Source organism: Nitratireductor sp. GCM10026969 (assembly GCF_042660605.1).
Taxonomy (GTDB): Bacteria; Pseudomonadota; Alphaproteobacteria; order Rhizobiales; family Rhizobiaceae; genus Chelativorans.
In genome coordinates, this window is sequence record NZ_JBHSUM010000062.1 from 1 (window position 1) to 23331 (window position 23331).

25 protein-coding genes are annotated in these 23331 nt (G+C 64.9%); 10 read left to right on the forward strand and 15 right to left on the reverse strand.

The window, feature by feature from the left end; genetic code table 11:
- On the reverse strand, positions 1 to 840 hold an 840-nt coding region (locus tag ACFP9U_RS13830), incomplete at its 3' end, for an AAA family ATPase (RefSeq protein ID WP_378622238.1).
- A gap of 94 nt (positions 841 to 934) precedes the next feature.
- Between ACFP9U_RS13830 and ACFP9U_RS13835 the strand changes: the two genes are divergently transcribed.
- Genes ACFP9U_RS13835 through ACFP9U_RS13845 form a run of 3 tightly spaced genes read left to right on the forward strand, consistent with a single transcriptional unit; the run spans position 935 to position 3509 of the window.
- Positions 935 to 1612, forward strand: a complete 678-nt coding sequence (locus ACFP9U_RS13835; protein ID WP_378622240.1) for a DUF1285 domain-containing protein — start codon at positions 935 to 937, stop codon at positions 1610 to 1612.
- Positions 1609 to 2250 carry a CoA pyrophosphatase gene (locus ACFP9U_RS13840; protein ID WP_378622241.1) on the forward strand — a complete coding sequence of 214 codons (642 nt, stop codon included), beginning with the start codon at positions 1609 to 1611 and terminating at the stop codon, positions 2248 to 2250. The genes ACFP9U_RS13835 and ACFP9U_RS13840 overlap by 4 nt, the downstream gene beginning before the upstream one ends.
- Positions 2247 to 3509 (forward strand): CCA tRNA nucleotidyltransferase, encoded by a 1263-nt coding sequence (locus tag ACFP9U_RS13845; protein WP_378622243.1) that lies wholly within the window; start codon positions 2247 to 2249, stop codon positions 3507 to 3509. The genes ACFP9U_RS13840 and ACFP9U_RS13845 overlap by 4 nt, the downstream gene beginning before the upstream one ends.
- Positions 3510 to 3548: 39 nt before the next feature.
- On the opposite strand, the gene ACFP9U_RS13850 is transcribed toward ACFP9U_RS13845, so the two are convergent.
- The 3 genes from ACFP9U_RS13850 to ACFP9U_RS13860 form a co-directional block, all read right to left on the reverse strand.
- Positions 3549 to 3734 (reverse strand): DUF1059 domain-containing protein, encoded by a 186-nt coding sequence (locus ACFP9U_RS13850; RefSeq protein ID WP_322452154.1) that lies wholly within the window; start codon positions 3732 to 3734, stop codon positions 3549 to 3551.
- A 221-nt stretch (positions 3735 to 3955) separates the two neighbouring features.
- Entirely contained in the window at positions 3956 to 5839 is a 1884-nt protein-coding gene (locus ACFP9U_RS13855) for an ABC transporter ATP-binding protein (RefSeq protein WP_378622244.1), read from the reverse strand.
- Entirely contained in the window at positions 5836 to 7683 is a 1848-nt protein-coding gene (locus ACFP9U_RS13860; protein WP_378622246.1) for an ABC transporter ATP-binding protein, read from the reverse strand. The genes ACFP9U_RS13855 and ACFP9U_RS13860 overlap by 4 nt, the downstream gene beginning before the upstream one ends.
- A 606-nt stretch (positions 7684 to 8289) precedes the next feature.
- On the opposite strand from ACFP9U_RS13860, the gene ACFP9U_RS13865 reads away from it, so the two are divergent.
- Positions 8290 to 8748 (forward strand): tRNA (cytidine(34)-2'-O)-methyltransferase, encoded by a 459-nt coding sequence (locus ACFP9U_RS13865; RefSeq protein WP_378622248.1) that lies wholly within the window; start codon positions 8290 to 8292, stop codon positions 8746 to 8748.
- A 128-nt stretch (positions 8749 to 8876) separates the two neighbouring features.
- Here ACFP9U_RS13865 and ACFP9U_RS13870 read toward each other — a convergent pair whose 3' ends face one another.
- Complete coding sequence (locus ACFP9U_RS13870; RefSeq protein ID WP_322451815.1) at positions 8877 to 9134, reverse strand: hypothetical protein; 258 nt, start codon at positions 9132 to 9134, stop codon at positions 8877 to 8879.
- Between the two features lie 106 nt (positions 9135 to 9240).
- Between ACFP9U_RS13870 and hemF the strand changes: the two genes are divergently transcribed.
- Positions 9241 to 10155, forward strand: coding sequence for an oxygen-dependent coproporphyrinogen oxidase (gene hemF, locus ACFP9U_RS13875; RefSeq protein WP_378622250.1), 915 nt, complete (start codon positions 9241 to 9243; stop codon positions 10153 to 10155).
- An 85-nt stretch (positions 10156 to 10240) separates the two neighbouring features.
- Here hemF and ACFP9U_RS13880 read toward each other — a convergent pair whose 3' ends face one another.
- The gene (locus tag ACFP9U_RS13880; RefSeq protein WP_378622253.1) at positions 10241 to 10873 is read right to left on the reverse strand and encodes a LysE family translocator; all 633 of its coding nucleotides are present in this window, start codon (positions 10871 to 10873) and stop codon (positions 10241 to 10243) included.
- Between the two features lie 149 nt (positions 10874 to 11022).
- Here ACFP9U_RS13880 and ACFP9U_RS13885 point away from each other — a divergent pair, with 149 nt between their 5' ends.
- The 5 genes from ACFP9U_RS13885 to ACFP9U_RS13905 all read left to right on the forward strand — a co-directional run bounded on the left by ACFP9U_RS13885 (position 11023) and on the right by ACFP9U_RS13905 (position 14953).
- Positions 11023 to 11328 carry a DUF6665 family protein gene (locus ACFP9U_RS13885; protein ID WP_378622255.1) on the forward strand — a complete coding sequence of 102 codons (306 nt, stop codon included), beginning with the start codon at positions 11023 to 11025 and terminating at the stop codon, positions 11326 to 11328.
- A 258-nt stretch (positions 11329 to 11586) separates the two neighbouring features.
- Positions 11587 to 12159, forward strand: a complete 573-nt coding sequence (gene petA, locus ACFP9U_RS13890) for a ubiquinol-cytochrome c reductase iron-sulfur subunit (RefSeq protein ID WP_378622257.1) — start codon at positions 11587 to 11589, stop codon at positions 12157 to 12159.
- Positions 12160 to 12178: 19 nt separating this feature from the next.
- Positions 12179 to 13468 carry a cytochrome b gene (locus ACFP9U_RS13895; protein WP_378622259.1) on the forward strand — a complete coding sequence of 430 codons (1290 nt, stop codon included), beginning with the start codon at positions 12179 to 12181 and terminating at the stop codon, positions 13466 to 13468.
- Positions 13469 to 13492: 24 nt separating this feature from the next.
- Complete coding sequence (locus tag ACFP9U_RS13900; RefSeq protein ID WP_378622260.1) at positions 13493 to 14317, forward strand: cytochrome c1; 825 nt, start codon at positions 13493 to 13495, stop codon at positions 14315 to 14317.
- A gap of 90 nt (positions 14318 to 14407) precedes the next feature.
- A complete protein-coding gene (locus ACFP9U_RS13905) occupies positions 14408 to 14953 on the forward strand; it encodes an adenine phosphoribosyltransferase (RefSeq protein ID WP_378622261.1) in 546 nt (181 codons plus the stop codon).
- An 87-nt stretch (positions 14954 to 15040) separates the two neighbouring features.
- On the opposite strand, the gene ACFP9U_RS13910 is transcribed toward ACFP9U_RS13905, so the two are convergent.
- The 9 genes from ACFP9U_RS13910 to ACFP9U_RS13950 all read right to left on the reverse strand — a co-directional run.
- Positions 15041 to 15583, reverse strand: a complete 543-nt coding sequence (locus tag ACFP9U_RS13910) for a peroxiredoxin (RefSeq protein ID WP_378622262.1) — start codon at positions 15581 to 15583, stop codon at positions 15041 to 15043.
- A 198-nt stretch (positions 15584 to 15781) separates the two neighbouring features.
- On the reverse strand, positions 15782 to 16885 hold the full coding sequence (gene ychF, locus ACFP9U_RS13915) for a redox-regulated ATPase YchF (RefSeq protein WP_378622263.1): 1104 nt from the start codon (positions 16883 to 16885) through the stop codon (positions 15782 to 15784).
- Positions 16886 to 16987: 102 nt separating this feature from the next.
- The gene (gene pth / locus ACFP9U_RS13920; RefSeq protein WP_378622264.1) at positions 16988 to 17698 is read right to left on the reverse strand and encodes an aminoacyl-tRNA hydrolase; all 711 of its coding nucleotides are present in this window, start codon (positions 17696 to 17698) and stop codon (positions 16988 to 16990) included.
- A gap of 30 nt (positions 17699 to 17728) precedes the next feature.
- Positions 17729 to 18379, reverse strand: coding sequence for a 50S ribosomal protein L25/general stress protein Ctc (locus tag ACFP9U_RS13925; RefSeq protein ID WP_378622265.1), 651 nt, complete (start codon positions 18377 to 18379; stop codon positions 17729 to 17731).
- Between the two features lie 821 nt (positions 18380 to 19200).
- Entirely contained in the window at positions 19201 to 20133 is a 933-nt protein-coding gene (locus tag ACFP9U_RS13930) for a ribose-phosphate pyrophosphokinase (RefSeq protein WP_378622267.1), read from the reverse strand.
- 108 nt (positions 20134 to 20241) lie between these two features.
- A complete protein-coding gene (locus tag ACFP9U_RS13935) occupies positions 20242 to 20802 on the reverse strand; it encodes a hypothetical protein (protein ID WP_378622268.1) in 561 nt (186 codons plus the stop codon).
- A gap of 56 nt (positions 20803 to 20858) precedes the next feature.
- On the reverse strand, positions 20859 to 22010 hold the full coding sequence (locus tag ACFP9U_RS13940) for a M24 family metallopeptidase (protein ID WP_378622269.1): 1152 nt from the start codon (positions 22008 to 22010) through the stop codon (positions 20859 to 20861).
- Positions 22010 to 22804 carry a peptidoglycan editing factor PgeF gene (gene pgeF / locus ACFP9U_RS13945; RefSeq protein WP_378622270.1) on the reverse strand — a complete coding sequence of 265 codons (795 nt, stop codon included), beginning with the start codon at positions 22802 to 22804 and terminating at the stop codon, positions 22010 to 22012. Before pgeF ends, ACFP9U_RS13940 begins: the two co-directional genes overlap by 1 nt.
- 58 nt (positions 22805 to 22862) lie before the next feature.
- A partial coding sequence (locus tag ACFP9U_RS13950; protein ID WP_378622272.1) for an SAM-dependent methyltransferase occupies positions 22863 to 23331 on the reverse strand: 469 nt, incomplete at its 5' end.

The following is a 23331-nucleotide window of genomic DNA, read 5'->3' on the forward strand; positions in this document are numbered from 1 at the left end:
CAGCGCCTGGCTCGCCCGCGGGCCGGGTCCCCAGGCCACATGCCGGTCCGTTTCGGGGTGGCCGAGACCGGGCCGCGCCGAACGCACCAGCGCCAGGATCGCCTCCACCACGCTTTCGGGCACCGGCATGCGGCGGATCAGCGCCTGGATCTCCTTCAACCGCGCCGGGGCGAGCACATTCATCGGCCGCGCCTCCTCGAGGCCGGTCGTCTCGAGGAGGATACGCCTTTCGGCATCGAGTTCCGGATAGAGGATGTCGATCTGCATCAGGAAACGGTCGAGCTGCGCTTCGGGAAGCGGATAGGTGCCCTCCTGCTCGAGCGGGTTCTGCGTGGCCAGCACATGGAAGGGCGAGGGCAGGTCGTGGCGTTCACCGGCCACCGTCACGTGGTATTCCTGCATCGACTGCAGGAGCGCGGACTGGGTGCGGGGGCTCGCGCGGTTGATCTCATCGGCCATCAGAAGCTGGGCGAAGATCGGCCCGGGCAGGAAGCGGAAGGAGCGGCGGCCCGTGTCGTCCTGCTCCATGACCTCCGAGCCCAATATGTCGGAAGGCATCAGGTCGGGCGTGAACTGGATGCGCCGCGCATCGAGCCCGAGCACCACGCCGAGGGTTTCCACCAACTTGGTCTTGGCAAGTCCGGGCACACCGACCAGAAGTGCGTGCCCGCCGGCCATGATGGCCACCAGGGCGCGCTCCACCACGGCCTCCTGGCCGTAGATCACCCGTCCGACCCCTTCGCGCACGCGGGCGATATCGGCAAGCGCGGTTTCGGCCTGCGCCACCATTTCCTTTTCGCCGGCTGTGCCGGCCTGGCTTTCCCTGGCGATGATGCTCATGCGGCTCGTCCTCGCTTTGCCGATCTGGCCTTCGTCTGCGATACATGGAACAGGATGCGCAGCGTGCCAGCCCGACGAGCTTAATTGAGTTCCCATGGCTGACAAGCCGAACAACAGTGACTATTTCGTGACCATGACTGCTCGAAACCAGGACAATGCCGCCGGGGAGGGCACCTTCGCCGAGGCCGGTGACGCGGCGGCGCTCTCGGCGCTGATTGCCCGCGCGGCCCGCGCGGATAAAGGTGCGCCGCCGGTGGAGCGCTGGAATCCGCCCTTCTGCGGCGATCTCGACATGGAGATCCGTGCCGATGGGACGTGGTTCTATCTCGGCACGCCGATCGGGCGCATGCCCCTGGTGCAGCTCTTTTCCTCCGTTCTGCGCAAGGATGCGGACGGCAGGACCTATCTCGTCACGCCGGTGGAAAAGGTCGGCATCCGCGTGGAGGATGCGCCCTTCCTTGCTGTGGAGATGGCGGTCTCCGGCGCCGGGGAGAATCAGCACCTCACCTTCCGCACCAATGTGGGCGACGTGGTGGAGGCCGGCCCTGATCATCCGATCCGCTTCGTCGAGGAGGAGGGGACCGGCGGCGTGAAGCCCTATCTCCTGGTACGCGGCCGGCTCGAGGCGCTGGTGGCGCGTCCGGTCATGTACGAACTCGTGGAACTGGGCGAAGAGGTGGAGATCGACGGCCGCGCGATGTTCGCCGTCCGCTCCGGCGGCGCGGTGTTTCCCGTCATGCCCGCCGAACGGCTGAAGGCGCTTGTGGGATGACGATACGGGCCGCCACGCAGAATCGCTTTTCAGCGGAGGCGTTCCGCCGCCGCGCCGCCGCGCAGGACCCGGCTCACGATCCGGATGCCTATGGCGACCATCGGCTGAACCCGGATATCAGGCACCTCATCGTCCGCGACGGTCTCGACGATGCGGCCGTGCTCGTGCCGGTGGTCGATCACGGCGAGGAGGCGACCGTCATCCTCACCCAGCGCACCACGACCCTGCGCCGGCACTCGGGCCAGATCGCCTTTCCCGGCGGGCGCATCGACGACGAAGACGGCTCGCCCGAACATGCCGCCCTGCGCGAGGCGGAGGAGGAGATCGGGCTCGCACCGTCGCGGGTCGAGATCGTCGGCCGCATGCCCGATTACGTCACCGGCAGCGGCTATCGCATCCGCCCCGTGCTTTCGATCGTCGAACCCGGTTTCACATTGACGCTCAACCCGCACGAGGTGGAGGTTGCCTTCGAGGTGCCGTTGTCCTTCCTGATGGATCCGGCCAATCACCGGCGCGAAAGCCGCATCTGGCAGGAGCGGGAACGATTTTATTATACAATGCCTTACGGAGAGCGCTTCATATGGGGAGTCACGGCGGGTATTTTGCACATGCTCTATGAGAGGCTCTACGCGCGATGACGCTTGCCACCATCGATAACAAGGCCGAGTGGCTGCACAGGCCCGGCCTCCAGGCGCTGCTTGCCGTCCTCAACGAAGGCGACGAGGAGGCGCGGATCGCCGGCGGCGCGGTGCGCAACGCACTTCTCGGACAGCCGGTGACGGATGTCGACATCGCCACCACCACCACGCCCGAGGAGACCACGCGGCGGGCGGAGGCGGCCGGGTTCAAGGTCGTTCCCACAGGCTTCGAGCACGGCACGGTGACGGTGGTCGCCAAGGGCCTGCCCTACGAGGTGACGACGCTGCGCGCCGACGTGGAGACCGACGGCCGGTATGCGCGCGTCGTCTTCGGTCGAGACTGGAAGGACGATGCCGAGCGGCGGGACTTCACGATCAATGCCCTTTACGCCGAGGCGGACGGGCGCGTGGTGGATCTCGTCGGCGGGCTCTCCGATCTCGAGACGCGCACCTTGCGCTTCATCGGCGACGCGGAGACACGCATACGCGAGGACTATCTGCGCATCCTGCGTTTCTTCCGTTTTTTCGCCTGGTACGGCTCGGGCCGGCCGGATGCGGACGGCCTGAAGGCGTGCACGCGGCTTAAAGACGGTCTCGCCCGGCTGTCCGCCGAGCGCGTCTGGAGCGAGTTGAAGAAGCTTTTGGCCGCTGCCGATCCCTCGCGCGCGCTCCTTTGGATGCGCCAGACAGGCACGCTCACCGCCGTTCTGCCGGAGAGCGAGCGGTGGGGGATCGACGCGATTCACGGGCTGGTCGATACCGAGCGGGCGTTCGGCTGGGCGCCCGACCCGCTCCTGCGCCTTGCGGCCATCATCCCGCCCGATGCGGAACGGGTGAAGGCGCTGGCGGTCCGTCTGCGCATGTCGAAGGCTGAGGCAGCCGCGCTCGTTGGCTGGGCCGAGGCACCCGTGCCCGATCCATCACTCGGTGAGAGCGCATTCGCCAAGCTGCTTTACCGCGCCGGGGAAAAGGGGGTCGACAAGCGCCTGCGCCTTGCGCTTGCGGGTGCCCGCGCCCGCGCGCAAGCGGATGACGGCGCGCTCATGGAGGCAGCCGGCTATCGCCGCCTGCTCGACACCTTGGAACGTTGGCAGCGGCCTGTCTTCCCGCTTGGCGGAAAGGATCTCCTGCCCCTGGGCTTCAAGCCCGGTGCGGAACTGGGCAAGACCCTGGCTGCGCTTGAGGAACGGTGGCTGGAATCGGGTTTTGCGATGAGTCGGGAAGACCTCCTGTCGGAAGCCCGGGGCGAAAAGCGGTAGGCTTGCGCCAACCGCTTTCCCTGTCGTGAAAGGCTGTCCCTATGCAGCGTTGCGGGCCTCGGTGATGCGCGAGCGAATGGCCTCGAGCATGCTTTCGCGGATGATGGTCTCGCCGTGGACCTCGCGCATATGCTCAACGGCGCGGCGAATGACCTCGGCCTCCTCCTCGTGCCTCGTGTGCCACTCGCAACCGGGGACAAGCGATCCGCAATGGAATTCCTTCATCATCCGATCCTCCTTTTTTCGCGGTTGGCGGGATCTGACAGTATAGCACGATAGATGGTTTCGGACCGAATTGAGACAAGGCTTTTTTCGGCCACCTTTCAAATCCGGCTGCGGCGGTGGCCGCTCTTTGCGACGAGTAGACTGAAATCGTTCCCCTTTCGGCTCCGGCCGCCGTTTTGGCAAAACCAACCAATTGCTGGTGCAGACAGCCGTCGGCGCGCCTATTCCGCCGCCAGCCGTTCGCCGAGGAAGCCGCCCGACTGACGTTTCCACAATTGAGCATAGAGGCCGCCGCGGGCGATCAGTTCTTCGTGCGTGCCTTCCTCGACGATGCGGCCCTTGTCGAGCACGATCAGCCGGTCGAGCGCGGCGATGGTGGAGAGGCGGTGGGCGACGGCGATGACGGTCTTTCCCGCCATCAGCCCGGCCAGGTTCTCCTGGATGACGGATTCGATCTCCGAATCGAGCGCCGATGTCGCCTCGTCGAGGACGAGGATCGGGGCGTTTTTCAGCATCATGCGGGCGATGGCGATGCGTTGGCGCTGGCCGCCGGAGAGCTTCACGCCGCGCTCGCCGACATGCGCGTCGTAGCCGGTGCGGCCGCGCGGGTCCGTCACGCCGACGATGAAGTCGTGCGCGGAGGCGCGCCTTGCCGCGGCGACAATATCGGCCTCGCTTGCGCCGGGCCGGCCATAGGCGATGTTGTCGCGGATGGAGCGATGCATGAGCATCGGCTCCTGGGTGACGACGCCGAACTGGGCGCGCAGCGAGGCCTGGCTCAATTCCCGGATGTCGTGCCCGTCGAGGAGGATGCGCCCGCCCTCGATGTCGAAAAGGCGCAGCATCAGGTTGACGATGGTGGTCTTGCCGGCGCCGGAAGGGCCGACGAGCGCCACCCGCTCGCCGGGGCGGATGTGCAGGTCGAGGTTCTCGATGACCCCGTCTTTCTTGCCGTAGTTGAAGGTCACGTCCTCGAAACGGATGTCGCCCTTGGCCTCAGGGAGCGTCTGTGCATTCGCCGCATCGCGGATTGCCGGGCGGCGCGAGATCACCCCGGTGGCGTCCTGCACGGTGGCATAGGCGCGGATGAGGCCGTTGACGTTGAACATCATGTAGGCCGACATCTGGTTGAGCCGGAAGACGAGCCCCATGGCGGTGGCGATCGCGCCCGTCGTCGTGGCGCCGTTCATCCAGCTCATGACCGCCAGCGTACCCACCGCCGTCATCATGAGGCCGTTGAGGATGGCGACGGCGGCGCGCACGCGGGTGATGGCGCGCGTCAGGGTGCGCACGGCCGCCAGGAAGCGCGCCATGCCCTCGCGCACATAGCCGTGCTCGCGCCGGCCGCTGTCGTAGAGCTTCACCGCCATGATGTTGGTGAAGGCGTCGACCATGCGGCCGTTGAGAAGCGAGCGCTCGTCGGCGCGCCTGCGCCCGGCCTCGCGCAGTGGCGGCAGGAGATAGCGCGCGGTGACCAGGAACGCCGCGAACCACAGCGCCAGGACGATGCCGAGCAGCGGGTCGAGCCGGGTGAGAATGGTGGCGGCGAGCAGCAGGAAGGTGAGGAAACTCCACAGGGTCTGGAGCGCGGAGGTGATGAAGTCGCCCGTCGCCTCGCCGCCCTGCATGATCTTGGTGGCGATACGGCCGGCGAAGTCGTTCTGGTAGAACTCGTAGGGCTGGTCCATCACCCGCCGGAAGGACTGCCAGCGCACCCGCTGGTAGAAGGAGGGCGCAATCACCTGCTCTTCCAGAACGGTGTTGACGATCATGATCGCCGCGCGCCCGAACAGCACGAGGAGGCCGAGGGCCAGGAGGGCCGGCCAGTGCTCGGCCAGGAAGGTTTCGGGCCTCGAGGTGTCGAGCAGGTCGATCAGCCAGCCGAGCGCCCAGTAAAGCCCGGCGTCGACCGCGCCCATCAGACCGCCGGCGGCCAGAAGCAGGACGAACGGCCATTTGGCCTGGGCGGCGAAGAAGAGGATGAAGTGGTGCGCCTCGGTAGGCAGGACCTCGCGCTCGGTGTCGCCGAAGGGGTCGATCACCCCCTCGGCGCTTCGCCACAGGCGCTCGTTCAGCCCGCCCTTTTCTTCCTCGCCGTCCTTCACTCCGCTGCCTCTGCTTCTTCGAAGTCGAGAAAACCGCCCGACTGGCGTTGCCAGAGCTGGGCGTAGATCCCGCCCCTGGCCAGCAATGCGTCGTGGTTGCCCTCTTCGACGATGCGCCCTTCGTCCATCACCACGAGCCGGTCCATGGCGGCGATGGTGGAAAGCCGATGTGCGATGGCAATCACCGTCTTGCCCTGCATCAGGGAGGCGAGATTCTCCTGGATCGCCGCCTCGGCCTCCGAATCGAGCGCCGAAGTCGCCTCATCCAGGATCAGAATCGGCGCATCCTTGAGCATTACGCGCGCGATGGCGATGCGCTGGCGCTGGCCGCCGGATAGTTTCACGCCACGCTCGCCGACATGGGCATCCAGTCCTGTCCGTCCCTTTATGTCGGACAGGCCCCCGATGAAGTCCAGTGCCTCGGCGCGTTTTGCTGCCTCGACCACCATGGCCTCGTCCGCGTCCGGCCGGCCGTAAAGGATGTTGTCACGCACGGAGCGGTGGAGCAGCGATGTGTCCTGCGTGACCATGCCGATGTTGGCGCGCAAGGAATCTTGCTTCACTTCGGCGATGTCGTTTCCGTCGATCAGGATGCGCCCACCTTCGAGGTCGTAGAAGCGCAGGAGCAGGTTGACCAAGGTCGATTTTCCCGCGCCCGAGCGCCCGACGACGCCCACCTTCTCGCCGGGACGGATCGCCAGCGACAGATCTTCGATCACGCCGCCCGTTTTGCCGTAGTGAAAGCGGATGCGGTCGAAGACGATCTCGCCCTTCGACACACGCAGTTCCTTCGCGCCGGGCTTGTCCTCGACGAGGCGCGGCAGGGAGATCGAGGAAATGCCGTCCTGGACCGTGCCGATGTTCTCGAACAGCACGGTCAGTTCCCACATGATCCACTGCGACATGCCCCAAAGCCGCAGGACCAGGCCGATCACCACCGCGACAGCGCCGATCGAGACCGCTTCGCCCAGCCACAGCCCGATCGAAAGGGCGGCGACGGCGAACAGGCACAGCGAATTCAAAAGATAGAGCGTGCCGTAGAGGCCGGTCACCAGCCGCATCTGGCGATAGACCGTCTTCAGGAACTCCGACATCCCCTCGCGCGCAAAGCCTGCCTCGCGGCGAGCATGGGAGAACAGCTTAACGGTCTGGATGTTTGTGTAGCTGTCGACCACGCGGCCGGTCATGACCGAGCGCGCATCGGCCTGCTCCTCGGCCACCCGACCGAGCCGCGGGATGAAGTAGCGCAGAAGGAGGACGTAGCCGACGAGCCATCCCGCCAACGGCGCGGCGAGCCGCAGATCGGCGGAGGCGACGATGACCAGCATGCCGGTGAAGTAGACGACGACATAGTTCAGAACGTCGATGAGCTTGATGACGCATTCGCGCACGGCGAGAGCCGTCTGCATCAGCTTGGTGGCGATGCGGCCGGCGAATTCCTCCTGGTAGAAGGACATGGACTGCCTGAGCAGGTAGCGGTGCACCTGCCAGCGGATGCGCATGGGATAATTGCCCATCAGCACCTGGTGGTTCACAAGCGAGTGCAACACCACCGCGATCGGCAGGATCACCAGCACGACGAATGCCATGCCGGCAAGCTTCCAACCCTCCGTCTCGAGAAAGGTCGCCCGGTTCCGCTCGGCCAGCCAGTCGACGATGTTGCCGAGGAAGGAGAACATCCACACCTCGATGATGGCGATCAGCGCCATCAGGACCATCGAGACCGCCAGATAGGGCCAGGCGCCTCTGGTGAAGTGCAGGCAGAAGGCGACGAGCGTCTTCGGCGGCTCGGTCATCTCCTCGGCGGGGAAGGCGGGCAGGCGCTTTTCGAACCAGCTAAACATCGTTCATCCTCGACAGGCTCGGGCCCTCAGCGGTGCCCTTTGCGCGGCAGCACGGTCGGCATTCCGGGCTTTCCGCTTCTGATCGGTGGCGCGCTCGCCTTGACCGCAAAGGCTTTCGAACCGGAGCCTTTCTCCTGCGGCATCGGCGACCCGGCATGCGGCATTTGCGGCTTTGCGCCAAGAACAGTGGCGAAGGCTCCTGACAGGGTCTTGGCGGGAGCCTGGTGTGCTTCGCTCGGCGGCAGGGCCGTGGTGGTGGGAGCGACTCGTGTCGCAGGCGCGTTGCGCCTTTCGGGAAATTTCGCAGACATGGAGCGAATCCTGGAATGATTCCGGAATGGGTTCCGGCGGATCGGCTCGCGCGTGGTCTACTGGGGAAGAATATGCGTTGGAGCGAGAACCGCCGTCAGGCCTTGAGCCCGGCCCCGATCCAGGGGCGCGCGCAGACCAGGGATGCGACCATCCGATTATCCATGTCTGCCTCCGGCGGTTTACGTTAAGCGTGGCAGCCTTATATCCAAGAATGCCGAGGCTGGCCAGCGCCTTTGTCAGTATGCTTTCACCCTTTCGGGCAGCTGTGTCTCCGGGGCTACAGTCGAGCAAGGCATGAAATACGGCATTCGCATCGCACTTTTCCAACCCGACATTCCGGGCAACACCGGTGCCATCCTTCGCCTTGCGGCCTGTCTGGGGGTGGCGGTGGACCTGATCGAGCCGGCGGGCTTCGAACTTTCCGACCGCGCCCTGAAGCGCGCGGGGATGGACTATCTCGAACGCGCGGCGCTCACGCGCCATGCGTCCTGGGAAGCGTTCGAGGCGTGGCGGCAGGCGGAAGGGCGCCGGCTTCTCCTCTTCACCACGACGGCCGCCGTCCCCTATACGGCCTTGTGCTACCGCGACGGCGACGTGCTGCTCTTCGGGCGCGAGTCCGCCGGCGTGCCCGAGGAGGTGCACCGGGCGGCCAATTGCCGCCTGGTCATTCCCATGCGGGAGGAGGCACGCAGCCTCAATGTCGCGCTCGCCGCCGCGATGGTCTGCGGCGAAGCGTTGCGGCAGACGGGGTAGGCTGCTTCGTTTTCTTAGGCTGTACGGCTGCACGGTTTTCTCCTTCACGGAATGTGGAAGGAGGCCGGGGTACGACCTCGACTTAAGTTGAGGTCAAGCCGGGATGCGGAGAATCGAAAGGCGGCGCTTCAGTCGGCGCTCGGCAGGCGGCGCATGGTGAACTCGATCACGCCGCCCGGGCGCTCGCACCAGCTTTCCACCTCGGTCCAGTAAGCCTGCTTGGGCCAGCGTTCCAGCCATTCGCGCGCCTTGGCGCGGGCTTCATCGCGCGGCAGCGAGAAGGTTTCGCGCAGGAAACCGTCGCGCGGCAGGCGATGGTCGTTGGCGCGCTTCTTGTCGAGGGCACGTTTGAGGCCCTCGAGCGGGGGCTTGGCGGGCACGCGCACGAAAGAACTCCTTGACCCGTTGCCCGTTAAGATTAGGGATCGAAAGTGACAATTGCGAGTCCTTTGTCTGCCACGACGAGGCGGCTTCGCGCTCGAAAGGGGCCTCATGGAAAGACCAGACATACCGGCCGGACTGCCCGACGGTCTGGAGGAGAAGAAACAACGGGCGAAGGCCTGGTTCGAAAGCCTGCGCGATCGGATCTGCACCGCCTTCGAGAAGCTCGAGGACGAACTGTCGGGGCCGCTCTCGACCCGTGCGCCCGGCCCTTTCGAGCGCACGCCCTGGCAGCGCGAGGAAGGGGCGGGCGGCGGCGGCCTCATGTCGATGCTGAACGGCCGCGTCTTCGAGAAGGCCGGCGTGCACACCTCGACGGTGTTCGGCGAGTTCTCGCCGGAGTTCCGCCAGCAGATACCGGGTGCGGAGGAGGATCCGCGCTTCTGGGCGTCCGGCATCTCGTTGATCGCGCACCCGCAGAACCCGAACGTGCCGGCCGTGCACATGAACACCCGCATGGTGGTGACCACGCGGCAGTGGTTCGGCGGCGGCGCCGACCTGACGCCGGTGCTCGACCGCAGGCGCACCCAGGAGGACCCCGACACGGTCGCCTTCCACCGGGCGATGCGGTATGTCTGCGACCGCCACAAGCAGGTCGCGGACTACGACCGCATGAAGGGCTGGTGCGACGAATATTTCTTCCTGCCGCACAGGAACGAGCCGCGCGGCATCGGCGGCATCTTCTACGACTGGCTGAAGACCCCGGACGAAAAGGGCGGCTTCGAGGCCGACTTCGCCTTCACGCAGGACGTGGGCCGCGCCTTCCTGGTCGTCTACGAGCACCTGGTGCGCAAGAACTTCAACACCAACTGGACCGAAGCCGACCGCGAGGAGCAGCTCGTGCGCCGTGGCCGCTACGTTGAATTCAACCTGCTTTACGACCGCGGCACGATCTTCGGGCTGAAGACCGGCGGCAACGTCGATTCCATCCTCTCCAGCATGCCGCCTGTGGTCAAGTGGCCGTAGCTTGCCGCAAGACGCTGATCGACCTCATTTTCCAGGATCCGCAGGGCATGCGCGAGCGTCTGGAGCGCCGCAACGCGGCGTGATCTCATGGCCGCAGGGTGGCGAGCTTCAGGCCGAAGGCGACGAAGACCGTTCCCTTTACGGCCTTGAGCGCGCGCTGCACCCAGGCGCGGCTGCCGAGCCCCTTGAGCGAAGACAGGAGCACGACAAGGCCCGAGAACCAGACGATGTTGACCAGCGAGTGGATTGCGACCAGCAGGAAGGCCCATTGCACGCCCTGCGCGGTGGGCGGAATGAACTGCGGGAAGGCCGCCAGGTAGAACATCGACACTTTCGGGTTCAGCGCGTTGGTGAGGAATCCTTCGACCGCCGCCCGCATGAGGGTCCGCTGCCGCTTTGCCGGCGTCACCTGCCGGGGTGCCACGACGCCTTTCCAGGCCTCCCAGAGCGCCTTCAGGCCGATGAAGCACAGATAGGCGGCACCCAGCAATTTCACGATGAAGAAGGCCTGCGCCGACTGGACCAGGATGATGGAGATGCCCAGGATCGACAGCGCCCCGTGCAGGTAGAAGGCGGCGAAAAAACCGGCGATGTTGGCAAAGCCCGCCGCCTTGCCCGAGGTGGGAACGGTCTTGGCGATCAGAATGCCGTTCGGGCCGGGCGAGATCACCAGAAGAGTGGCGACGAGCGTGAAGGCGGAGAGTTCCAGGAAAGTCATTGCCGTATTCCTGTCAGGACCGTGCCGCGGCCAAGGTCTTTGCGCCGGCCCTCAGGCCATCGGTTGAAGCATCGTTCGATGATGACCACAATAGGTGCCGTCTCCACGTCCTGTCGAGACAAACCGGTGGCGAGAATCGGGAATCGGACATGCTGCGCGCACCTTCCACGAAAGCCAACAGACCGCAGACCGGGGTCGATACGCTCGACCATGAGCTTGCCGGCGAAATGGCCGCCTCGCTCGGCCGGGCCGGTCGGGAGGCCGAGGCGGCCCTGGCACGGCTCGCTGCGCACCCGGGCGAGGGATCCGAACGGGCCGCTCTGCTGCGTGCGGCGGCCGATGCCGTCTACGCCTATTTCATCCAGCGCGAGCTGTGCGGGCTGAAGCGCCATGACGACGTGGTGCGCCAGCTTGCCATTCCGCGCGCCGTCCTGGTGCGGCTCGGCGCGCGATAGGGGCTGGCAATCCGCGGGGATGCGCCGGTCAGGGCAGGGGAACGTCTTGCACCCCCTCACATGCGCCGAGGGCGTTTTCCCCGCGACAATCTGCCCTGTCGGGCGGCGGGTGTCTGGACAAGTCTGGCGGTCGCGCATAGAAACCATCGCCAATTGCCGGGGGAACGGCCGGTCCGTCGTGGGGAATCGAAGGACGGGCGCGATTGTCGACAAACGCATTTCCTTCGGCAGGCATGAGGTGAAAAGGACCGCAGTCCCGTGAGCGATATCGATTCGACCCATATCCCGGAACACAACCGCCGCGACTTCCTCTACGTGGCCACCGGAACGGCCGCTGCCGTTGGCGCCGCCGGTGCCCTGTGGCCCTTCATCGACCAGATGCGTCCCGATGCCTCCACGCGTGCCCTGGCTTCCATTCAGGTGGACGTCTCGGCCGTCGAGCCCGGCATGTCGCTGACGGTGAAGTGGCGCGGGCAGCCCGTCTTCATCCGCAACCGCACGGAGGCGGAGATCGAAGCGGCGCGCGAAGTGCCGCTCGACGAGCTCAAGGACCCGGTCGCGCGCAACGCCAACCTGCCCGCGGATGCGGCGGCGACCGATGTCGACCGCTCGGCGGGCGAGGGGATGGAAAACTGGCTCGTCATGATCGGCATCTGCACCCATCTGGGCTGCGTACCGCTCGGCCAGCAGGGTGATTTCGGGGGCTGGTTCTGCCCCTGCCACGGCTCGCACTACGATACGGCGGGCCGCATCCGCCACGGGCCCGCTCCCGAGAACATGGCCATTCCGACCTTTGAATTCATCTCCGACTCGGTCATCCAGATCGGGTAGGCAAGGGAGCGCATTTTCCATGAGCGGTGGACACTCGACCTATACACCCAAGACCGGCATCGGGCGCTGGATCGACGCGCGTCTGCCCCTGCCGCGTCTCGTCTACGATTCCTTCGTCGCCTATCCGGTGCCGCGCAATCTGAACTATGCCTACACCTTCGGCGGCATCCTTTCGCTGATGCTGGTCGCGCAGATCCTGACCGGCGTCGTGCTGGCCATGCACTACGCCGCCAACACGGAGGTCGCGTTCGCATCGGTCGAGAAGATCATGCGCGACGTCAATTCCGGGTGGCTATTGCGCTACCTGCACGCCAATGGCGCATCCTTCTTCTTCATCGCCGTCTACGTGCACATCTTCCGGGGGCTCTACTACGGCTCCTACAAGGCGCCGCGCGAGCTCCTGTGGATCCTCGGCTGCATCATCTATCTGCTGATGATGGCGACGGCCTTCATGGGCTATGTGCTGCCCTGGGGGCAGATGAGCTTCTGGGGCGCCACCGTGATCACCGGTTTCTTCACGGCCATTCCGCTCGTGGGCGACTGGATCCAGCAGCTTCTGCTGGGCGGCTTCGCGGTCGACAACCCGACGCTCAACCGCTTCTACTCGCTGCATTACCTGCTGCCCTTCATGATCGCGGGCGTGGTGGTTCTGCACGTGTGGGCGCTGCACGTCACGGGCCAGACGAACCCCACCGGAATCGAGGTGAAGCAGAAGACGGACACGGTCAACTTCACGCCGTATGCGACCATCAAGGATGGTTTCGCCATGATCGTGTTCCTGCTCGTCTTCCTCTACTTCGTCTTCTACATTCCCAACTATCTCGGCCATCCCGATAATTATATCGAGGCCAACCCGCTTCAGACGCCGGCGCATATCGTGCCCGAATGGTACTTCCTGCCGTTTTACGCGATCCTGCGGGCGATCACCTTCAACATGGGGCCGATCGACTCCAAGCTCGGCGGTGTGCTCGCCATGTTCGGCGCCATTGCCGTTCTCTTCGTCGTGCCCTGGCTCGACACCTCGAAGGTGCGTTCGGCGGTCTACCGGCCGTGGTACCAGCTGTTCTTCTGGCTTTTCGTGGCCGACACCATCTTTCTTGGCTGGCTCGGCTCGCGGCCGGCGGAGGGCGTCTATGTCGTGCTGGCGCAGATTTCCACGCTGTACTACTTCGCCTTCTTCCTGCTCGTCATGCCGGTTCTCGGTTTGATCGAAACGCCGCGCCGGCTGCCGAACTCGATTACCGAAGCGGTTCTGGAGAAGAACAGAACCAGCGCGCCCGCTGGCGCCCAGGCGGCCAGTGAAGGTTGAGCGATGCGCAAAGGGATTTCGGACATGAAGATGTTTTTCCATGGCCTGGCGGCGCTCGGCCTCGGCTTTGCCCTGGCCTCCTCGGCGGCGGCTGCGGAGTATCCACTGGAGGAACCGGAGCCCATTGACTGGAGCTTCTCGGGGCCGTTCGGGACCTACGACAAGGGCCAGCTGCAGCGCGGCTTCAAGGTCTATCGCGAGGTCTGCTCCGCCTGCCATTCGCTGAACCTCGTCGCTTTCCGCAATCTGGAGGACCTGGGCTACACGGAAGAGCAGGTGCGGGCGATCGCCGCCGAATACGAAGTCGAGGACGGCCCGAACGAGGCGGGCGACATGTTCACCCGGCCCGCCAAGCCGTCCGACCATTTCCCCCCGCCCTTCGCCAATCCCGAGCAGGCGGCTGCCTCGAACAACGGCGCCGTGCCGCCCGACTTCTCGCTGCTGGCCAAGGCGCGGGCGGTGGAGCGCGGGTTCCCGACCTTCCTCTTCGATATCTTTACCCAGTATGCCGAGGGCGGAGTGGACTATACTCACGCACTGCTGACCGGATACGAGGAGCCGCCGGAGGGCGTCGAAGTTCCGCCCGGTACGTACTACAACCCGTATTTCATCAACGGCATCTCGCTTGCCATGGCGCCGCCGATCGCTGACGGAATGGTGACCTATGACGATGGTGCGCCTGAGACGCTGGACCAGTATTCCCGCGACGTGTCGGCCTTCATGATGTGGGCGGCCGAGCCGCATATGGAAGCGCGCAAGGCGACCGGATTCACGGTCATGGTCTTCCTCCTCCTATTCGGCGGGCTTGTCTTTCTGACTAAGCGTAAGGTATGGGCGGAAGTGCACTGACGGCATCAAACCTCATTCCGTGTGAAATTTGAGGGCGCCGCATGGGCGCCCTTTTTATTGGCAAGGCAGCAGGGCGGAGGACTCCGGAAGATGAAGCAGTCGCTCGATGAGACGTTGCGCGCGGCGATCCGCACGATTCCCGACTACCCGAAGCCCGGCATCCTCTTTCGCGATATCACCACGCTTCTGGGCGATGCACGCGCCTTCCGCCGCGCGGTGGACGAACTCGTCCATCCCTACGCGGGATCGAAGATCGACAAGATCGCGGGCATAGAGGCACGTGGCTTTATCCTCGGCGGGGCGATTGCCCACCAGCTCTCCTCCGGATTCGCCCCGATCCGCAAGAAAGGCAAGCTGCCGCACGAGACGGTGCGCGTGGCCTACAGCCTCGAATACGGGCTCGATGAAATGGAAATGCACCGCGATGCCGTCAAGCCCGGCGAGAAGGTGATACTGGTCGACGATCTGGTGGCCACGGGCGGCACGGCCGAAGCGGCGGTCAAGCTCCTGCGCCAGATGGGCGCGGAAATCGTCTCGGCCTGCTTTGTCATCGACCTGCCGGATCTGGGCGGCCGTGCCTTGCTGCAAGCCGCCGGTGTCGAGGTGCGCACGCTGGTCTCCTTCGCGGGCGACTGACGAGGCCAGCCCCGCCGATAACCGCCGCATACAAAAACCCCGGACAGGTTCTGTCCGGGGTGTAGAGGTCAGACGCCGCAGGTGGGATCAGGCGGCGGCGGATTCGCGCGCCCTGAGGTTTTCCAGGATGTTCTGCGGCGAGGAAACGCCGTACGGGTCGGTCTCGCAATTGTCGGCGAAGCCTTCCTCCTCGAACCACTGTTCGACCACGCCGTCGTTAACGACGGCGGCATAGCGCCAGGAGCGCATGCCGAAGCCCAGATTGTCCTTGGCCACCAGCATGCCCATCTTGCGCGTGAACTCGCCGGAGCCGTCGGGAATGAGCTTGATCTTCTCGATCCCCTGGTGGCGGGCCCACGCATTCATGACGAAGGCGTCGTTGACCGAAATGCAGTAGATCTCGTCGATGCCTTCCGCCTTGAATTCGTCGTGGAGCTCCTCGAAATCGGGCAGCTGGTAGGTGGAGCAGGTGGGCGTGAAGGCGCCCGGCAGCGAGAACAGGACCACGCGCTTGCCGCTGAAATAGTCAGCCGTGGTCTTGTTCTCCCAGCGATAGGGATTCGGTCCTTCGATGCTCTCGTCGCGCACGCGGGTGCGGAAGGTCACGTCCGGGACTCTTTTTCTCAGCATGAACACGATCCTTTAAAACAGGCCCACCCACCGGCCCAAGGACCGGAGGCTCACGGCAATGGTTTGAGAATCCGGTGCCTGGGAGGGGAACACCGGACAAGCTGAGGATTACACCCTTCCGATGACACGAATCCAATCCGCAAGCGGCGGCAATCCGCCGCAGAGCGTGGAAGCGGTGGATAGTCCGGCGACCGCCCGTCAGGTGTTGAACTTGAACAGCACCACGTCGCCGTCCTGAACGACGTATTCCTTGCCCTCGTCGCGCGCCTTGCCGGCTTCGCGCGCCGCCGTCTCGCCGCCGAGGCCGACGAAATCGTCATAGGCGATGGTCTGCGCACGGATGAAACCGCGCTCGAAATCGGTATGGATGACACCGGCGGCCTGCGGCGCTTTCGAGCCCTTCTGGACGGTCCAGGCGCGGGCTTCCTTCGGCCCGGCGGTGAAGAAGGTGATCAGGTCCAAAAGCGCATAGCCGGCGCGGATCAGGCGGTTGAGACCAGGCTCCGCGAGCCCCATGGCCTCCAGATATTCCGCTGCCTCCTCCTCGGGAAGCTGCGCCACCTCCGCTTCTATGGCCGCCGAGATCACCACCGATTTGGCGCCCTGCGCCGCTGCCATCTCCTCGACCGCGGCGCTGTAGGCGTTTCCGTTCGCGGCATCGCCCTCGGCGACGTTGCAGACATAAAGAACGGGCTTGGACGTCAGGAGGTTGAGCATGCGCAGGATGCGCAGGCTTTCCGCATCCAACTCCGAAAGCAGGAGCCTGACCGGCTTGCCGTCCTGGAGAAGAGAGAGCGCCTGCTCCATGACAGGCAGAACGGTGATCGCCTCCTTCTCCTTGCCCGTGGCGCGCTTGCGGGTGGCGACGATGCGCCGCTCTAGGCTTTCGAGGTCGGCCAGCATCAGTTCCGTCTCCACCGTCTCGGCGTCGGCGACCGGATCGATGCGCCCCTCCACGTGGGCGATGTCCTCGTCCTCGAAGCAGCGCAGGACATGCACGATCGCGTCCACCTCGCGGATATTGGCCAGGAACTGATTGCCGAGCCCTTCGCCCTTGGATGCGCCGCGCACCAGCCCGGCTATGTCCACAAAGGAGATGCGCGTCGGCACGACCTCCTTCGAGGCGGCGATTTCGGCAATCCTTTTCAGCCGCGGGTCGGGCACGGCCACCTCGCCGGTGTTCGGCTCGATGGTGCAGAAGGGATAGTTCGCCGCCTGGGCCGCGGCCGTCTTTGTGAGTGCGTTGAAGAGCGTCGACTTGCCGACATTGGGCAGGCCGACAATGCCGCATTTGAAACCCATGGGTGCTTTGTCCTGTCAGGTGGAACCGGTTCGGCGAAGGTTGCGGGAGGGTATGGGCGAGGGCGCTTGGAAAGGTCAAGCCCCGCCTGTGCGCTCGTCCGGCTATTCCTTGTTGCCGAAGAGCTTTTTCAGCATCGCCGCCATCGGTCCCGTCTCCGGTACCGGCGCGGCGGGTTTCCGCGGCCGCGCCTGACGAATGTGGCTCCTGCCCTTCGGCGCCGGGGCAGGCGTCTTCTCGTCGGGCTCACCCTTTACCGCGAGGCTCACCTTGTTCATGAAACCCGATTCGTCGCCTTCGGCGAGCATCCCGAAATTGTCGGCCACCGAATCGAGCAACGGCTCCAGCCAGTCCCGGTCGGCCTTGGCAAAGTCGCCCAGAACATGGGCGTTCACGCGTGCCTTGTCGCCCGGATGGCCGATGCCGATGCGCACGCGCCGGTAGTCGGGGCCGCAATGGGCGTTGATCGACTTGATGCCATTGTGGCCGCCATGCCCGCCGCCGCGCTTGACGCGCAGCTTTCCCGGGGCAAGGTCCAACTCGTCATAGAGCACGACGAGGTCGGCGGGGGTGAGCTTGTAAAAGCGCATGGCTTCGCCGACCGCCTGGCCGGAAAGGTTCATGAAGGTCTGCGGCTTGATGAGCAGCACCTTTTCGCCGCCGAGCAGCCCTTCCGCCACGAGGGCGCTGAACTTTTTCGACCAGGGCGAAAAGGAATGGCGGCGCGCGATCGCGTCCGCCGCCATGAAGCCGACATTGTGCCGGTGGTTTTCGTATTGCCGGCCGGGATTGCCGAGCCCTGCAACAAGAAGCATGCGGTCGGTCCCCTGTGGGGAAGGGGAGGACTACTCCTCGTCCCCGCCTTCCGCCTCTTCTTCCTGTTCCTCTTCCGCTTCGGCGGCTTCCTCGCTCTCCTCGGCCTTCAGGCCGGCAGGTGCGGCCACCGTGGCGATGGTAAAGTCGCGGTCGGTGATGGTCGGCTTGGCGCCCTCGGGCAGCTTCACAGCGGAGATGTGTACGGAATCGCCGATGTCCATGCCCGTGAGGTCGACCTCGATGTAGTCCGGGATGGCGGTCGCCGGGCAGGCGAACTCGACTTCGTGGCGCACCACGTTCAGGACGCCGCCGCGCTTGATGCCGGGCGCGTCCTCCTCGTTGAGGAAATGCACCGGCACGTTGACCGTCACGATGGTGTTGCGGCCGATGCGCAGGAAGTCCACATGCATGGCGAAGCCGCGCACGGGATCGAGCTGATAATCCCTCGGCAGGACCTGGACCTTCTCGCCGTTCACGTCGATCGAGGCGATGGTGGTCATGAAGCCGCCGGCGTGGATGCGGTGGAACACCTCCTTGTAGGGAAGCGTAATCGCGAGCGGGGGTTGCTTTTCGCCGTAAATGACGGCGGGAACTTTGCCGTTGCGCCGAATTGCCCGGGCGGACCCCTTTCCGACCCGTTCGCGCGCCTCGGCCTTCAGTTCATAGGACTGATGGGCCATGGTCTTTTCCTTTCGTTTTTCGGAGCGTTTTCGGGAGGGCCCCAGGCCCGCGTCCCGAAAACGGGAAAGCCGACGCCAATAGCATGAAGCCGACCTCCATCCGCGCTGCCTCCAAGGGTGTCCGCGCGGACGCGCGTGTATAGCGAATGGTGGGGAGGCGCGCAAGGGCAGGGGCTCTGAGCGGTCGTAGCATTGTGTGCTGTTGCCGCACGTATCGGTTTTCGTCGCTCGATTTGAATGGTGCTACTGACGGGGATTATCGAATCCTTGAGGCCTCCAGTGCGTCGCGCGCAGCCTTGCCCAGCGCCCCAGAATTGTCGAGGCTCGCCTTGAAAACCGGTGTATAGGTATAGAGTGCGCCCCTGACTGAGGCATGGCATCTGACCAGGCCGTCATCTTCGCATGCCTGCGCGTATTTCACGTGGCTATAGAAAGACCGCGTCCGCTTGCAATTGGTGAGGGCCTGCAGCTGCGGACTGATGCCGTAAGGGTAACGCTTAGGCGGTCCCCGGTAGGAGCGATCGATCCTCACATCCTGGAAAGCGCGCTGTGCGGCAGCGCCAATCTCCCTGTCCGAAGCATCTGGCGGAAGTTGAATGGCCTTTTCGGGATCATTCCAACGACCGTTGTCGTGACCGACTATAGTCGGTAGGAGCACGATAAAATCCGGCGACCGGAGGAGAAGGACGAGCCGACCCTTCGGTGGGACCGGCTTTATGAGGCCCACCCGTATTGCGAGGCTCTCCAGAATCTCGCCGTATTGCATGGTTCCTTGGTGAGCTCTCCCATGTTCGCAGGGCGACAGGGTGGAGGCAGTCTCTTTAGTCGAACAGGCTGGAGACCGATTCTTCCGAAGCTGTGCGCGAGATGGCTTCGCCTATGAGATCAGCGATGGTGATGACGCGGATGTTGTGGGCTGCCTCCACGGCCGATGTCGGCTGGATGGAATCGGTTATGACGAGCTCGGTGAGCTTGGAGCCGGAGATGCGCGCCACGGCGCCGCCCGACAGAACGCCGTGGGTGATGTAGGCCGTCACGTTGTTGGCGCCGTTGGAAAGCAGCGCCTCGGCGGCGTTGCACAGGGTGCCGCCGGAATCGATGATGTCGTCGATCAGCAGGCAGTCCTTGCCGCGCACGTCGCCGATGACGTTCATGACTTCGGATTCGCCGGGCCGGTCGCGGCGCTTGTCGACGATGGCGAGCGGCGCGTCGATGCGCTTGGCGAGCGCGCGGGCGCGCACGACGCCGCCGACATCCGGCGAGACCACCATTACGTTTTTCAGTTTGTAATGCGCCTTCACATCGCGCGCCATGACCGGCACCGCGAAGAGATTGTCCGTCGGAATGTCGAAAAAGCCCTGGATCTGTCCGGCATGCAGATCCAGCGTCAGCACGCGGTCGGCACCGGCGCGGGTGATCAGGTTCGCCACCAGCTTGGCCGATATCGGCGTGCGGCCGGAGGTACGGCGATCTTGCCTGGCATAGCCGAAATAGGGGAGCACCGCCGTGATCCGCCGCGCGGAGGAGCGGCGGAAGGCGTCGATCATGATGAGCATCTCCATCAGGTGATCGTTCGCCGGGTAGGCCGTGGACTGGAGAATGAAGACATCCTCGCCGCGCACGTTCTCCTGGATCTCGACGAAAATCTCCTGGTCGGCGAAGCGCCGGACCGTGGCTTTTCCAAGGGAGATGTTGAGATAGCGGGCAACGGCCTCTGCCAGCACCCGGTTTGAATTGCCCGCAAAGAGCTTCATGGAACGTTCCCGGCCAACGCCTCGACTTCTGTGCCGGCTTTTAGCGGTGTGGCCGGCTAATGCAAGCATCTCTGGGAAAAAGTCCGCGCCTTTACCCAGAAAGGGTTATCATCCGGTGCTTCTGGACAACCACGTCGCCAGCTCGTCTATGGTCCTGTCGGCGATCGCCTGCATGGTCTCGTCGGTCACCGACGGCCAGCCGGTGCCCTGGCCGCCGGTCACGGCCTGCTGTCCCTGGATCCGGTGCAGGCGGTCGCCGGTGGGGGCGAGCACGTCCCAGACATAGATGACCGTCGTCCGGCCGTCATCGGCAATGGTCGAAAAGTAGCCCTTTACCAGGAGCGTCGCGGCGGTGCTCTCCGTAACAAGGGTCAGGCCGCGCTCGCCGGCGCGCGCGGAGAGTCTGCGGGAGAGCGGGGTCACCGCCTCTTCCGTGGCGCCGATCACGGGGGCGAATTGGATCCGTGCATCGCCTGCGGCGACAGGCAATGCGTTCGCCTGGCCACCGGATTGCGCTGCGCTGGCGCTTGGATTCGCCGGTGGCGTGGCGTTCGCGTCGCTTGCGCCGGCTTCCGCCCGCGGCGTGAGGTCCAGCGCGCCCGTTCCCTGGCAAGCGGAGACGAGCGGTCCCAGAATCGCCAAGGCGATGATTACGATGAAGCGCCTCATCTTACCCTTCTCCCCGCGATCGAGATCCTGGTTTCACCCGACATGACCCCAAATGCTTATTTTACGATTAACTCCAGCCCGTGGCGGGAAAGCGGCGCCGGTTCGGCCTCGGTGGTGAGGTATGTGCGGCCGAGACACATGGCGCAGCCCGATTCGGAATCCATGATGATCATGTGCGCGAAGAGCGTCATGTTCGGCGCGATCGGCTCGGGATTGCCGTTGTAGAACATTTGCGGGTCCATCCAGGACGGGGCGAAGCGGGCCCCGAGCGAATAGCCGCAGGCGTTCAGCCGATGCTTCGTCAGGCCGTGGATCTCCATCACGCGGGCATGGGCATCGAAGACGTCCCCGAAGGTGTTGCCGGGCGTCATGGCCTTCTCACAGGCCAGGAGCGCGCTGCGTGCCGCCTCGAACAGCTCCTGATGCCGCTTGGAGGCTTTGCCCGTCAGCACCGTCTGCATCATCGCCGCATGGTAGCGGTGATAGACGCCGGCCCATTCGAGCGTGAGTTGGTCGTTCTTGGTGAGCTTCCTGCGGCCCGCCTTGTAGCGGCACAGAAGCGCATCGGCGCCGGAACCGATCACGAACTCGTTCGCCGCATAGTCACCACCGCCGGCGAGAACGGCGCTCTGCAGGGCAGCCAGGATCGCCGCTTCATCGGCGCCCTGCTTGACGAGGGCAAGACCAGCGTCGAAGGCATCATCCGCCAGGGTGGCGGCGCGCTTGACCTTCTCGACTTCCGCCGGGCTTTTCAACAGCCTCAGCCGCGCCACAAGGTCGGAGGCGTCCTCGACCTTGGCAAAGGTCCGCAGCTGCTCGTCGAGAAGCCGCCCGTTCCTGGCCGTCAGGCCGTGGGTGTCGTACTCCACCCCGATGCGCATGCCCAGAAGGTCGAGATTGTTCAACAACTCGCGCAGCTCGACGGCCGGATTCGCGCCCTGCCGATCGTTCCAGACCACGATGTCTCCGATAATGGAAGTATGCCGCGCCTGGCGCAGGTCGGCCGAGCGCGTCAAAAGTACCATCTCGCCATCCGCCTTCACGACGAGGCACTGGAAAAAGCAGAAGCCGAACGTGTCGTAGCCCGTCAGCCAATACATGCTTTCCTGGGCGAAGATGAGCAGGGCGTCGAGCTTGCGCTCGGACATCTCGATGAGCAGCCGGTCGCGGCGGGCGTCGAACTCGGCTCGGTCGAAGTGAAGCGCCATCAAAGGTCCTCCAGGCAAATCGCCGAAATCTGGCGTCCGTAATCCGTTTCGCCGCGATGTGTGGCGCGGCGGTAGGAGTAAAAGCGGTCCGCATCCGCATAGGTGCAGTGGCCGAGCATCTCGGCGCCGACCCCGGCGCGGGCGAGCCGTTCCATTGTATAGCCGCCGAGGTCGAAACAGGAGTGGCCGGGGCGCGTGGAGGCCCGAAAGAAGCGCGCGTTCGCGGTGTCGGCTGCGAGGAAGCGTTCCTGGAACTCCGGGCCCACCTCGTAATTGTCCTGGCTGATCGCCGGTCCGAGCACGGCAACGATCCGGGCGCGTTCGGCGCCGAGGCGTTCCATTGCGACGATCGTGTTTTCCAGAACTCCCGTCAGTGCCCCTTTCCAGCCGGCATGGGCGGCGCCGACGACGCGGGCCTGCGCATCGGCGAAGAGCACCGGTCCGCAATCGGCCGTCAGCACGCCGATCGCCAGGCCGGGTTGCTGGGTCACCATGGCATCGGCCTTCGGGCGCGTTGCGCCCAGGGGCTCCTCGATCACAACGACATCCGCCGAGTGGCACTGGTGCAATGTGCACAGCTTTTCGGCCGGCACACCCATCCAATGTGCTACGCGGCGACGGTTTTCCCGCACGGAATCCCCCGAATCGCCGGAGCCGAGACCGACATTGAGGTTGCTATAGATGCCCTCGGAAATGCCGCCGATACGTGTGAAAAAGCCGTGCCGCACGCCCTCTGCATGTGCTGCATCGAGGAGAGGAGACCGGAGCGGCTCCGGTCTGGTCATGTCCAGCATGCGCCGCCTGTGATCTGTTTGCTTTGGCGGCGGATCGTGGGGCAGGGGGTATTCCAAGTCAATCCGCCGATCGAAAGGGGGGCACCGATATACCCGTCGGCAGCACCGCCAGAACCTTGAACAATTCGCCCATCGTTTCAGGCCCGGCCAGCCGCTCGACTTCTCCGCGGATGCGCTCCTGTTCCTTTGCACTCCGGCCGGCGCCAAGCCGTCCGGCGCGCTCCAGAAGGCCCAGTTCGAGGAGGAATTCCCCCTGCGTCGTCAGCGGTGCCGACAGCCGATGCGCGCGGGCGATGGCGGCGAGCGCGGCGAAATCCACGTGCGCGGTCAGGTCCGCCTCGCCGGAATGAGCCAGCACGTCGTCATAGCCATGGCGGCGCACGGCCTGAAGCGTGTCGCCGAATGCCGGCCCCTCATGGCCGTAATCGACGAAGAGGCCCGCGCCCTTCTCCCGGGCGAGCCGTTCGCAAAGCACGTCCATCAGGGCCTCGCGCGCCGGGGCATGCTCGAAGACGGCGCCCTCGGGC